The following is a 12,497-nucleotide window of genomic DNA, read 5'->3' as shown; positions in this document are numbered from 1 at the left end:
TTCTCTAGTGGATTCGGGCGCGAAGCTCGCGCTTGAGGACCTTGCCGTTGGCGTTGCGGGGCAGCGCGTCGACGAAATGGACGCGGCGGGGCTTCTTGTACGAGGCGATCCGGTCCCGGGTGAAGTCGACGAGCTGCTTCTCGGTCGGGCGGTCCGCGCCGGGGCGCAGGACGACGACGGCGGTGACGGCCTCGCCCCACACCGGGTCGGGGAGGCCGACGACCGCGACCTCGGACACCGCCGGGTGCTCGGCGAGCACGGACTCGACCTCGGTGGGGTACACGTTCTCGCCGCCGCTGACGATCATGTCCTTGATGCGGTCGGTGAGGAAGAGGTAGCCGTCCGCGTCGAGGTAGCCGCCGTCCCCGGTGCACAGCAGGCCCTGGGAGTCGTACAGTGCCCGGGTTTCCTCGGGCCGGTTCCAGTAGCCGGGGGTGTTGTGGCGGGAGCGGATCCGGATCTCGCCGGCGGTCCCGGCCGGGACCGGCCTGCCGGTCTCGGGGTCGGCGATCACGACGTCGACTCCGCGGCGGGGCCTGCCGACCGAGGTGAGCAAGTGCCGTCGGGGGCCGTCGGGCACGTGGTCCTCCGGCGGGAGCTGGGTGACCGTGCCGCCGCCCTCGGTGAGTCCGTACTTGCCCATGAAGTGGCAGGCGAAGAGGGTCATCGAGCGGCGCAGCAGCACCGGGGTGATGGGCGCGGAGCCGTAGGTGATGAGGGTGAGGCGGGAGAAGTCGCGCTTCTCTATGCCGGGCAGCTCGGTGAGCATGTGCAGGACCGAGGGAACGAGGAAGGCGTGGGTGACGCCCTCCCGCTCGATGGTCTCGGCCGCCGCGTCGGGCGCGAAGTCCGGGAACATCAGGCTGTTGGCCCCCGCGGTGAGCGCCACACGCAGCCAGCCGAGCCCGCCGATGTGGAACATCGGCAGGGCGTTGAGCGCGACCGACCCGGACTCCCAGAGGTACTCCTCCAGCTCCGTCGTGTCGGCGTAGAAGTTGCCGTGGGTCAACAGGACACCCTTGGGAACGCCGGTGGTGCCGGAGGTGTAGATCTGGAGGAACACCTCGTCGGCGTCCGAGCCGGTGCCCCGGCCGGGATCGTCGTCGGGGTGGGCGGCGAGCCAGGTCTCGTAGGCGGGAACGCCGGGCTCCTCGGAGGGGCCGATGACGACCAGCCGCAGACCTGGCACGGCGTCGCACACGGCGTCGGCCGCGGCCCGGAACTCCGGTTCCGCCAGCAGGAACGTCAGCTCGGCGTCCTGGGCTACGGCCGTCAACTCGGCCACGGACAGGCGCCAGTTGAGCGGCACGGTCACCACGCCTGCCTTGGCCGCGCCGACCAGGATCTCACCGGCCTCGTTGCGTGTGCGGGCGAGGAACCCGATCCGCGATCCGACGCAGGTCTCGGCGAGCAGCGCGCGGGCTATCCGGTTGCTGCGGCGGTCCAGTTCGGCATAGCCGACGGTGTTCCCCTCACAGGTCAGCGCGGCGGAGGTGCCGCGCTCGGCTGCGTGCAGGCGGATGGCGTCGGGCAGGTGCAGGCCCATGAAGGGGTCCCTCCATCGTCGTCGTTGGCAAGGGCAGGGGGATGGCGGCTGTACTAACCCTTGGGGCCGCCGGCGACGTAGAGGATCTGGCCGTTGACGAACCCGGCCTCCTCGCGGACGAAGAAGGAGACCGCCTGGGCGATGTCCTCGGGGCGGCCGCCCCGGCGGACGGGGATGGCCTTGGCGTACCTGTCGGTGAACTCCTCGAAGGTGATGCCCATCCGCTCGGCGGTCGCCTCGGTCATCTCGGTGGCGATGAAGCCGGGGGCGACGCAGTTGACCGTGACGCCGAAGGGGCCGAGCTCGATCGCCAGCGTCTTGGTGAGGCCCATCAGTCCGGCCTTGGCCGAGGAGTAGTTCGACTGGCCCCGGTTGCCAAGGGCTGCGGACGAGGAGAGGTTGACGGTACGGCCCCAGCCTGCGGCGGTCTGATGGCGCTGCACGGCGCGTGCCATCAGGAAGGCGCCGCGCAGGTGGACGCCGATGACCGAGTCGAATTCCTGGTCGGTCATCCTGAAGACGAGGTTGTCGCGGATGATACCGGCGTTGTTCACCAGGACGGTGGGGGCGCCGAGTTCGGTCGCGACGCGGGCGACGGCCGCCTCGACCTGCTCGGAGTCCGAGACGTCGCAGCCGACGGCGAGGGCGGGGGCGCCCTCCTTCTCGACGGTCTCGACGGTCTTGGCGCAGGCGGCCTCGTCGAGGTCGAGGACCGCGACGGCGAAGCCGTCACGGGCGAGGCGGGCGGCGATCGCCGCGCCGATGCCACGGGCGGCGCCGGTGACGATGGCGACCTTCGGGGCGGTGGAAGGGGTGGTGGACACGATTGCTCCCTGGGGCAAGAGTGGACGGAAGTTCCTACTTGGGGGCCATGCGGATGGCGCCGTCGAGGCGGATCGTCTCGCCGTTGAGCATGGGGTTCTCGATGATCGAGGTCGCCAGGTGGGCGTACTCGGCGGGGTCGCCGAGCCGGGAGGGGTGCGGGACCTGGGCGCCGAGCGCGTCGAGGAACTCCTGCGGCTTCTTGTTGAGCAGGGGGGTGGAGAAGAGACCCGGGGCGATGGTGACGACGCGGATCTTCGCCGCCGCGAGGTCACGGGCGATCGGCAGGGTCATGCCCACGATGCCGCCCTTGGAGGCGGAGTAGGCGCACTGGCCGATCTGGCCCTCGAAGGCTGCGGCGGAGGCGGTGTTGATGATGACGCCGCGCTCGCCGTCGACCTCGTCGGTCCTCGCCATCTCGGCGGCGGCGAGGCGCAGCACGTTGAAGGTGCCGATCAGATTGACGCCGACGACGAACTCGAAGTCCTCCAGGGCGTAGGGCGTGCCGTCGCGGCCGACGGTCCGGCCGCCCTTGCCGAGACCGGCGCAGTTGACCGTGATGCGCAGGGGCGCCATGGCGGCGGCGGTCGCCACCGCGCGGGCAGCGTCGTCGGCACTGCGGACGTCACCGGCGACGAAGTGGGCGCGGTCGCCGAGCTCCTTGGCCCGCTGCTCGCCCTGGGACGAGGGCAGGTCGAGCAGGACGACGTGGGCGCCCTGGTCGAGGAGGCGTTCGGCGGTGGCGAGGCCGAGGCCCGACGCGCCACCGGTGATGACGGCGGAGACTCCGTTGATCTGCATGGTGAGGGTTCCGTTCCTGAAGGGAGATCGTGGATCAGAGGCCGATGGACTTGGCGATGATGGTCTTCATGACCTCGCTGGTGCCGCCGTAGATCCGCATGACGCGGGTGTCCGCGTAGAGGCGGGCGATCGGGTACTCCAGCATGTAGCCGTAACCGCCGTGCAGCTGGAGGCACTTGTCGATGACCCGGCTCGCGGTCTCAGTGCACAGCAGCTTCGCCATCGCCGCGTAGTCGGCGGACAGCTCGCCCCGCGCGTCGCGCTCCAGCGCCTCGTACGCCATGAGCCTGGCGGCCTCGACCTCGGTGGCGCACTCGGCGAGCGCGAACTTGGTGTTCTGGAAGGAGGCCACGGGCTTGCCGAAGACCTGGCGGTCCCGGGTGTACTCCTTGGCGAAGGCCACCGCGGCCTCGGCGGCGGCCGCCGCCTGGACGGCGATCACGAGACGCTCGCGCGCGAGGTTGCGGCCCAGGTAGAAGAAGCCCTCGTCCCGCTCGCCGAGCAGGTTCTCCACCGGCACCTTCACGTCGGTGAAGGAGAGCTCGGCGGTGTCGGAGGCGTGCAGTCCGATCTTGTCCAGGCTGCGGCCGACCGCGAAGCCCTCGCTCCCGGCGTCGACGACCAGGATCGACAGGCCCTTGCGGCGGTTGTCCGCCGGGGCGGGGGACGTACGGCAGACCACCAGGACCAGGTCGCACTGCGTGCCGCCGGTGATGAAGGTCTTGGCGCCGTTGAGGACGTAGTGGGTGCCGTCCTCGGACAGGACGGCCTTCGTCTGGATGCCGGCCAGGTCGGAGCCCGTACCGGGCTCGGTCATCGCGATGGAGAGCATGAGGTCGCCGGAGACGCAGCCGGGGACCCAGCGCCGCTTCTGCTCCTCGGTCCCGAAGTGCAGGAGGTACGGCAGGATGATGTTGGAGTGCGTCATCGCGGTGCCGATGGTGGCCCCAGCGCGGGCGACCTCCTCCGCGAGCACGGCACCGAAGTGGTGTCCGGTCTGCCCGCCGCCGCCGTACTCCTCCGGCACCTCCATGCCGAGCAGGCCCAGCGCGCCGAGCCTGCGGTAGAAGTCGCGGGAGACGGCCTTCGCCGCGACCCACTCCGGCAGATGTGGGACGGCTTCCTTGGCCAGGAAGTCCCGGACCATCTGCCGGAACGCCTCGTGCTCCTCGTTGAATACCGTACTCGGCATGACGGCCTCTCTCTTGCATCGGGTTAGCCGGTTTTCACTTTTGCGTCCGCTTCCCGTGCTGTCAAGGCATAGTTAACGCAATCTAAGTACTGGACAACAAGGTTAGGTTCAAATAACTTGAAGCGGCTCGCGCCCGCGCGCGACCGCACCTTCCACCTCTCTTCCAGGAGCAGCCCATGCGTGACGCAGTGATCGTGGACGCCGTGCGAACCCCCGTCGGAAAGCGGGGAGGCGCCCTCTCCGGCATCCATGCCGTCGATCTCTCCGCCCATGTCCTGACCGCCCTCGTCGAACGCAACGGCCTCGACCCGGCCACCGTCGACGACGTGGTCTGGGGCACCGTTTCCCAGGTCGGCGAGCAGTCCGGCGTCGTCGGACGCTTCGCGGCCCTCGCTGCCGGCTGGCCCGAGTCCGTGCCCGGTGTCTCCGTCTCGCGCGCCTGCGGCTCCTCCCAGCAGTCGGTGCACTTCGCCGCGGGGCTCGTCGCCGCCGGTCAGTACGACATCGCCGTCGCCGGCGGCGTCGAGTCGATGAGCCGGGTGCCGATGGGCTCCGCCCGCGAGGTCCCGGGGGCCGGAAAGGCGTACGGCCCGCTCGTCCTCGACCGCTACTTCCCCGGCGGCGGCACCTTCGACCAGGGCGTCGGCGCCGAGATGATCGCGGAGCAGTACGGATTCAGCCGCGCGCAGCTCGACCAGCACGCACTGGACTCGCACGAGCGCGCCGCCCGCGCCGTCGACGAGGGCCGCTTCACCGCACAGATCGCCCCGGTCGCCATCACCGACGCGGAGGGCACCTCGCGCGTCTTCGACACCGACGAGGGGGTTCGGCGCGGCTCGACCCTGGAGAAGCTGGCCACCCTCAAGACGCCCTTCAAGGAGGACGGAGTGGTGAGCGCCGCCAACTCCTCCCAGATCTCCGACGGCGCCGCCGCGCTGCTCATCACCACGAGCGAGATCGCCCGCCGCAACGGCTGGACCCCGATCGCCCGCGTCCACACCGCCACCCTCGCCGGCGTCGACCCGGTCACCATGGCCCTGGGACCGGCCCCGGCCACGGCCAAGGCCCTGAAGCGCGCGGGACTGTCGATCGGCGACATCGGCGCCTTCGAGATCAACGAGGCGTTCGCCCCGGTCACACTGGCCTGGCTCAAGGAGACCGGTGCGGACTACGAGCTGATGAACCCGCTCGGCGGAGCGATGGCGATCGGCCACCCCCTGGGCGGCTCGGGCGCACGTCTGATGACGACGCTGGTTCACCACATGCGCGACAACGGCATCCGCTACGGCCTCCAGGCCATGTGCGAGGCCGGCGGCATGGCCAACGCGACCATCCTCGAACTGGTCTGACGCACCACGCCGTACGGAGAGGGGGTGCTGCCGACCGGCAGCACCCCCTCTCCACGCATCCGTCACGTCACCGCACGAGGCCGACCTCCGCCAGGACCTCCCTCGTGTGCGCGCCGACCGCCGGTGCCGGCCGTGGCGTCCCCGACGGGGTGCCGTGGAAGCGCGGGGCCGGGGCGGGCTGGAGCACGCCGCCCTCGGTGTAGTACGTGCCGCGCGCCAGGTTGTGCGGGTGGGCCGCCGCCTCGGTCAGGCCGTACACCGGCGTGACGCAGGACTCCGTACCGTCGAATGCTGCGGTCCACTCCTCGCGGCTCCGTCCGGCGAAGACCTCCTCCAGACGTGCCCGCATGGCGGGCCACCGGTCCCGGTCGTGCTGCTTGGCGAACAACGGATCGTCGGCCAGTCCGAGGACGTCCACGAGCACGGCGTAGAACTGTGGCTCGACACTGCCGACGGCCATGTGACCGCCGTCCGAGGTGCGGTAGGTGCGGTAGAAGGGGGCACCGCCGTCGAAGAGGTTGACACCGCGCGCGTCCTCCCAGCGGCCCACCGCCAGCAGGCCGTGGACGAGGGCGAGCTGGACGGCTGTGCCGTCGGTCATCGCCGCGTCGACCACCTGGCCTTCGCCAGTACGTTGCGCGCTGACCAGGGCGGTGGTGATGCCGAGGGCGAGCAGCATCCCGCCGCCGCCCATGTCACCGACGAGGTTCAACGGGACGGGCGGGTTCTCGTCCGCCGCACCGAGCGCCCCGAGCGCGCCCGCGACGGCGATGTAATTGATGTCGTGGCCGGGCGCCTGGGCGAGCGGGCCGTCCTGGCCCCAGCCGGTCATCCGGCCGTAGACGAGTTTGGGGTTGCGGGCCAGGCAGACGTCCGGCCCGAGGCCGAGGCGCTCGGCGACACCGGGGCGGAAGCCCTCGATGAGGGCGTCGGCGGTGTCGATGAGAGCGAGGACGGCCTCGATGTCCGCCGGATCCTTCAGGTCGAGGGCGACGGAGCGGCGGCCCCGATGGAGGATCGGGTGCTTGGACGCGGTGCCGGCCTCGGCGGGCCGGTCGACACGGATGACCTCGGCGCCCTGGTCGGCCAGGAGCATGCCGGCGAAGGGACCGGGGCCGATGCCGCCGAGTTCGACGACGCGGATGCCGGACAGCGGGCCGGCGGCGGGGGTGGGCGCGGTGCTCACGGGGTGCTCTGCTTCCTGACGGCGGGGAGTGGAGAACCGGCCGCCCCTGGGGTCGATGGGGGGCGGCCGGTGGCTGTGTGGGATGCGATCTACAGGCCCAGGTCCTTGGCGATGATGGTCTTCATGACCTCGCTGGTGCCGCCGTAGATGCGCGAGACGCGAGTGTCCGCGTACAGACGGGCGATCGGGTACTCCAGCATGTAGCCGTAACCCCCGTGCAGTTGCAGGCACTTGTCGATGACACGGCCCGCGACCTCGGTGCCGAACAGCTTGATCTTCGCGGCGTCGGCGCCGGTCAGCTCGCCCGCGTCGTCGAGTTCGATGCCCTTGTCGACCATGGTCTGGAGGGCCTCGACCTCGGCGGCGCACTCGGCGAGGACGAACTTGGTGTTCTGGAAGGCTGCCACCGGCTTGCCGAAGACCTGGCGCTCCAGGACGTACTCGCGAGCGAACTCGATCGCTGCCGTGGCCGTGGCGACGGCGCCGACTCCGATGGAGAGCCGCTCGCGGGGCAGGTTCCGGCCGAGGTAGGAGAAGCCCTTGTCCTGCTCGCCTAGCAGGTTCTCGACCGGCACCCGGACGTCGGTGAAGGAGAGTTCGGAGGTGTCGGAGGAACGCAGCCCGATCTTGTCCAGCTTGCGGCCGTACTCGAAGCCCTCGCTGTCGGTCGGGACGACCAGCAGGCTGAGACCGTGGCGGCGGTCCTCCGCGGTGGCCGGGGCGGTGCGGGCCGCGACGACGCACAGTTCGGAGTTGCGGGCGCCGGTGATGAAGGTCTTGGAGCCGTTGAGGACGTAGTGGGTGCCGTCCTCGGAGAGCTTGGCGGTGGTCCGGATTCCCGCGAGGTCGGAGCCGGTGCCGGGCTCGGTCATCGCGATGCAGAGCATGATGTCGCCGGAGGCGACGCCCGGGAGCCAGCGCTTCCTCTGCTCGTCGCTCGCGAGGTCCAGCAGGTACGGCAGGACGATGCCGGTGGACACGCCGTAGTGGCCGAAGGAGACGGCGGCGCGCGCGCACTCCTCGTTGATGATCACCTGGTACTTGTAGCTGGTCTCGCCGGCGCCGCCGAGCTCCTCGGGGATGTCGAAGCCCATCACACCGAGCGCGCCGAGCTTGCGGAAGAGGTCGCGGTCAACGAGGTTGTCCCGCTCCCACCGCTCGAAGTGTGGCTTCACCTCCTTTGCGATGAAGTCCCGGATCATCACCCGGAAGTCCTCGTGCTCCTGGGTGTAGAGGGTGCGCTTCATGTGTCGTTCCTGTCGCTCTGTGGATGAGGGCGCGTGGTCAGCGGGAGCCGCCGTCGACGGTCACGACCTGGGCGCTGATGTAGTTCGACTCCTGCGTGCAGAGCAGGTAGATCGCGCCCGCGGCCTCGGCCGGCGTGCCGGGGCGGCCGAACGGGTTGGTGCGGGCGACCGCGGCGGCGATCTGCGGGCTGACGCCGACCTTGATCTTCCGGCCCTCGATCTCGACGAACGCCTCGTCGTCGGCGGTGGCCTCGGTCATGCGGGTCAGGATGAACCCGTACGCGACGGCGTTGACGTTGACCTTGTAGCGGCCCCACTCCTTGGCCATCGTCTTGGTCAGGCCGATGACGCCGGCCTTGGCGGAGGAGTAGTTGGCCTGCCCGGGGTTGCCGTACTGGCCCGACACCGAGGAGACGTTGACGACCTTGCGGTGGTAGTCGGTCGGGTTGGCCTTGATGTACGGCTGGGCGGCGCGCAGGATCCGGAACGGGGCCTTGAGGTGGACGTCGAGGATGGCGTCCCACTGCTCGTCGGTCATCTTCTGGACGACCGAGTCCCAGGTGTAGCCCGCGTTGTTGACGATGATGTCGAGGCCGCCGAAGGAGTCGACCGCGGTGGCGACGAAGCGGTCGGCGAAGTCGTCCTCGATGACGGAGCCGACGCAGGCGACGGCCTTGCCGCCGGCGGCGACGATGTCGGCGACGGTCTCCTCGGCGGGCTCCTTGTCCAGGTCGTTGATCACGACGCTCGCGCCTTCGGCGGCGAGCTTGAGCGCGACCTCGCGGCCGATGCCGCGGCCCGAGCCGGAGACGAGGGCGACCTTGCCGTCCAGGGTTCCCATGATGGTGTACGTCCTTACTGTGTTCGTCAGTCGGTGGCGGTGACGACGGCGGAACCCCGGAGGGTCACGGTGCCGTCGGGCAGGGAGACCGTCAGGTCGAGGTGGGCGAGGCCGTCCTCCGCCCGGGTGACGGTGCCCCGGCAGACCGGTGTCGCGTTGACGGGCGTGATCGCGGAGAACCGCACCCCGTAGGAACGGATCCGCCCCTGCGGGACCCAGGCGGTGAGCAGCCGTCCCAGATACGCCATCGAGAGCATCCCGTGGGCGAAGACGTCCGGGATACCGACGGCCGCGCAGGCGTCGGTGTCGATGTGTACGGGGTTGTGGTCACCCGAGGCGCCGGCGTACAGGGCCAGCGTGGTGCGGGTGATCCGGGGCGCCTCGATCGTGAGGGAGTCGCCGGGGCTCAGGGTCGTCGTCACTTGGCCGCCTTCGGATCGCGCACCACGAGGGTGCCGGTGAGCGTCGCGATGGGCTCCCCGTCACGGGTGACGTGGGTGTCGCGCACGATGAACTCCAGGGCGCCGCCCTTCTTCGCGTACACGTCCTTGACCTCGGTGACGAAGGTGAGCGTGTCCCCGGCGTACGCCTGGGCGTGGTAGGTGAACTCCTGGCCGCCGTGCAGGATCGTGCGGACGTCGATGCCCAGGTCGTCGAGGAACCGGCCCCGGTCGGGGTTGTCCATCTCCATACAGAAGAGGAAGGTCGGCGGGACCGGAAGGTCACGGTGCCCGGCCGCCTTCGCGGACTCCAGGTCGGTGTACACGGTGTCCGTCTGTCCGATGGTCCGGGCGAAGAAGCGGAGTCGGCCGCGTTCGGCCCCGGTCGAGAAGGCGGGGGTGCGGCTGCCGATGAGGGCGGGATCGATGGGCATGGGTCAGGACACCTTCTCGAAGAGGGTGACGACTCCGGCGGTGCCGAGGCCGAGGTTGTGCTGGAGGCCGAGGGTTACGCCCTCGACCTGGCGGGCCCCCGCGTCGCCGCGCAGCTGCCAGGTGATCTCGGCGGTCTGTGCCAGGCCCGTGGCGCCCAGCGGGTGCCCCTTGGAGAGCAGTCCGCCGGACGGGTTGGTGACGACCCGTCCGCCGTACGTGTTGTCGCCGTCGAGGATGAACCGCTCCGCGCCGCCCTCCTCGCAGAGCCCCAACCCCTCGTAGGTGAGGACCTCGTTGACGGTGAAGCAGTCGTGCAGCTCGACGACCTTGATGTCGCGGGGGTCGACACCGGCCCGCTCGTAGACCTCCGCGGCGGCGGCGCGGGTCACGTCGGTGCCGACGAGGGACATCGCGCTCTTCTTGTCGAAGAGACCGGCGGCGTCGGACTGGAGCGCCTGCGCGGCGATGGCGACCCTCGGGTCGAGACCGTTCCTGCGGGCGAACTCCTCGGAGCACACGATCGCGGCGGCGGCGCCGCAGGTGGGCGGGCAGCACTGGAGCCGGGTCAGCGGACCGGCCATGTGCGGGGAGTCCAGCACGTCCCGCTCGGTGATCGGGTCGCGGAAGACGGCGTACGGATTGTTCGCGGCGTGTCGCCGGGCCTTCACGGAGACCTTGGCGAAGGTCTCCGGCCGCATCCCATACTTCTCCATGTACTCGACGCCGGCGGCACCGAAGTATTGCGGGGTCATCGGCAGTGCCGGGTCGACCTCGTACACGTCCTTCAGTACGGCGGAGAAGTCCGTCAGGGGGTTCGGCCGGTCCGTCCACTTGGCGCCGAGGGCGCCGGGCGGCATCTGTTCGAAGCCGAGGGCGAGGGCGCAGTCGACCGCGCCGCTCTCCACCGCCTGCCGGGCGAGCCACAGGGCGGAGGACCCCGAGGCGCAGTTGTTGTTGACGTTCAGGACCGGCACGCCGGTCATGCCGAAGCCGTAGACCACGCGCTGGCCGCAGGTGGAGTCGCCGTAGACGTACCCGGCGTACACCTGCTGGATCCGCTCGTAGGGCAGTCCCGCGTCGGCCAGGACGGCCCGGACCGCGCCGGCGCCCATCTCGTCGTACGTCCCGGCTGCGCTGGGCTTGGCGAACGGGACCATGCCCACCCCGGCCACCAGCACTCTGCGACCCATGCAAATCTCCCGTCACTAGGTTATGACAGATTCACTTTCTTGCCCAAGATGCTTGATGTCAAGGGGTTCCTTGGCCGACACATATGATTCAGATGATTCACTCGACGGCGAGCTTCGCGGCATCGCGCGCGGGGTTGACCAGCAGCAGCGCGGCGATCGCGCCGACGATCATCGTCACGCCGAGGACCAGGAAGCCGTCTCCATAGCCGAGCGCGACGGAGGCCCCGCCGTCCACGAGCTTGCCGATGACGAGCGGGGCCACGACCCCGCCGAGGCTGTAGATCCCGGTGACGATCCCGAAGACGGCGCCGCGCTGCTTCGCCGGCACGACGTCGGCGAGCCCGGCGAAGGCGACCCCGTACCCCGCCGAGTTCAGACAGGAGCTGAGCACCAGCAGCACCGTGTGCGGCACACCCCGGTCCAGCGAGGAGAACGTGATGGTGCACACCCCGGAGACCAGGACCATCGCACCGGGCAGGACACCCCGGGTCATCCGACTCCCCACGCCTCGCCTGGTCAGCACCGCGGAGACAACACCGACGACGATGACCGCGATCGCCGAGCCCAGGTACGGAAGCGCGACCAGGCTCCCGGTCGCGGTCGCGTCGTACCCGAGCCCCTCCCGGAGGTAGAGCGGCAGCCAGCTGACCTTGACCGAGGTGTTGGCGTAGGCGACGAAGAACAGCAGGCACATCCCGATGAGCGTTCCGGTCGAGAAGAGGCGCCGCAGCGGCACCCGCTCGGGAAGCACCGGGCCGGCCGCTGCCGCGCCGTGGCCGTGGCCGCCCTGCGCGTCCTCCGGCCCTGAATCGCCGCCGACCAGCCAGAGCAGCGTGACCACGGCGCCGCAGACCGCCAGCACGGCGAACGCGGCGTGCCAGGAGTACGTGAGGATGACCCAGGTCAGCACGGGCGCGGCGATCAGCGGACCGATGCCCGCACCGGCCACGACGATGGAGCTGGGGATCGCCCGCTTGTGCGCAGGGAACCACGAGTGCGCCACCTGCATCGCGAGCGCCGTGGTCGGACCCTCCGCGAAACCGAGCAGCACCCGGCAGGCGACGATCGTGGTGAAACCGACCTGCGCGGCCATCGGCGCGAGGCTCAGGGCCCACAGGGCCGCGATGCCGGCGAGAAGCCAGCGCGCCCGCACCTTGCCCCCGAGCCAGCCGCCGAGGACGGACCCGACGGCGAAGAGCCAGAAGAAGCTGCTCTGGATGACACCGAACCGGGCGTCGTCCAGTCCCAGATCCTCCTTCATGCCGACCCCGGCCAGCCCCACCACGACCTTGTCGGCGTAGTTGATCAGCATCAGACAGACAAGCAGGGCGAGGACGATCCACGCCCTGCGGCGCACGGAGGCCACTCGGCCCGGGACCGATCCCCCCGACTGGGGCTCGGACACTTCCTGCTGTTCGACGGCCATGACGGGGCTCCCTTGTCCAGCT

12 protein-coding genes are annotated in these 12,497 nt (G+C 70.3%); 1 reads left to right on the top strand and 11 read right to left on the bottom strand.

All coding sequences use genetic code 11. The features are described 5' to 3' along the window. Positions 1 to 4: 4 nt before the first annotated feature. From ABZ621_RS18080 to ABZ621_RS18065, 4 genes are read right to left on the bottom strand one after another with little or no spacing between them, the layout of a single operon-like run. Positions 5 to 1,546: an AMP-binding protein gene (locus tag ABZ621_RS18080; RefSeq protein WP_360605514.1), complete on the bottom strand. Its 1,542-nt coding sequence runs from the start codon at positions 1,544 to 1,546 to the stop codon at positions 5 to 7. A 53-nt stretch (positions 1,547 to 1,599) separates the two neighbouring features. Further along, positions 1,600 to 2,373: a 3-oxoacyl-ACP reductase FabG gene (gene fabG, locus ABZ621_RS18075; protein WP_360605630.1), complete on the bottom strand. Its 774-nt coding sequence runs from the start codon at positions 2,371 to 2,373 to the stop codon at positions 1,600 to 1,602. A gap of 31 nt (positions 2,374 to 2,404) precedes the next feature. Further along, positions 2,405 to 3,169: an SDR family NAD(P)-dependent oxidoreductase gene (locus ABZ621_RS18070; protein WP_360605512.1), complete on the bottom strand. Its 765-nt coding sequence runs from the start codon at positions 3,167 to 3,169 to the stop codon at positions 2,405 to 2,407. A 34-nt stretch (positions 3,170 to 3,203) separates the two neighbouring features. Next, positions 3,204 to 4,361, bottom strand: a complete 1,158-nt coding sequence (locus tag ABZ621_RS18065) for an acyl-CoA dehydrogenase family protein (protein ID WP_360605510.1) — start codon at positions 4,359 to 4,361, stop codon at positions 3,204 to 3,206. Positions 4,362 to 4,537: 176 nt separating this feature from the next. Here ABZ621_RS18065 and ABZ621_RS18060 point away from each other — a divergent pair, with 176 nt between their 5' ends. Further along, entirely contained in the window at positions 4,538 to 5,710 is a 1,173-nt protein-coding gene (locus ABZ621_RS18060; protein WP_360605508.1) for a thiolase family protein, read from the top strand. 67 nt (positions 5,711 to 5,777) lie between these two features. On the opposite strand, the gene ABZ621_RS18055 is transcribed toward ABZ621_RS18060, so the two are convergent. The 7 genes from ABZ621_RS18055 to ABZ621_RS18025 all read right to left on the bottom strand — a co-directional run bounded on the left by ABZ621_RS18055 (position 5,778) and on the right by ABZ621_RS18025 (position 12,475). Next, the gene (locus tag ABZ621_RS18055) at positions 5,778 to 6,896 is read right to left on the bottom strand and encodes a CaiB/BaiF CoA-transferase family protein (RefSeq protein ID WP_360605506.1); all 1,119 of its coding nucleotides are present in this window, start codon (positions 6,894 to 6,896) and stop codon (positions 5,778 to 5,780) included. 89 nt (positions 6,897 to 6,985) lie between these two features. Beyond that, positions 6,986 to 8,143 carry an acyl-CoA dehydrogenase family protein gene (locus tag ABZ621_RS18050; RefSeq protein ID WP_360605504.1) on the bottom strand — a complete coding sequence of 386 codons (1,158 nt, stop codon included), beginning with the start codon at positions 8,141 to 8,143 and terminating at the stop codon, positions 6,986 to 6,988. A 37-nt stretch (positions 8,144 to 8,180) separates the two neighbouring features. Next, positions 8,181 to 8,984 (bottom strand): SDR family oxidoreductase, encoded by an 804-nt coding sequence (locus ABZ621_RS18045; protein ID WP_360605502.1) that lies wholly within the window; start codon positions 8,982 to 8,984, stop codon positions 8,181 to 8,183. Between the two features lie 26 nt (positions 8,985 to 9,010). Further along, positions 9,011 to 9,406: a MaoC/PaaZ C-terminal domain-containing protein gene (locus tag ABZ621_RS18040; RefSeq protein ID WP_360605500.1), complete on the bottom strand. Its 396-nt coding sequence runs from the start codon at positions 9,404 to 9,406 to the stop codon at positions 9,011 to 9,013. Continuing rightward, complete coding sequence (locus ABZ621_RS18035; RefSeq protein WP_360605498.1) at positions 9,403 to 9,858, bottom strand: MaoC family dehydratase N-terminal domain-containing protein; 456 nt, start codon at positions 9,856 to 9,858, stop codon at positions 9,403 to 9,405. The genes ABZ621_RS18040 and ABZ621_RS18035 overlap by 4 nt, the downstream gene beginning before the upstream one ends. A 3-nt stretch (positions 9,859 to 9,861) precedes the next feature. After that, positions 9,862 to 11,049, bottom strand: coding sequence for a lipid-transfer protein (locus ABZ621_RS18030; protein ID WP_360605496.1), 1,188 nt, complete (start codon positions 11,047 to 11,049; stop codon positions 9,862 to 9,864). Positions 11,050 to 11,146: 97 nt separating this feature from the next. Further along, entirely contained in the window at positions 11,147 to 12,475 is a 1,329-nt protein-coding gene (locus ABZ621_RS18025) for an MFS transporter (RefSeq protein ID WP_360605494.1), read from the bottom strand. Positions 12,476 to 12,497: the final 22 nt, after the last annotated feature.

The organism is Streptomyces sp. NPDC007863, from assembly GCF_040633895.1.
In the GTDB taxonomy this organism is placed as follows: domain Bacteria; phylum Actinomycetota; class Actinomycetes; order Streptomycetales; family Streptomycetaceae; genus Streptomyces.
Note: the sequence above shows the minus strand (reverse complement) of the source record. Positions and strands in the feature narration are given on the sequence as shown.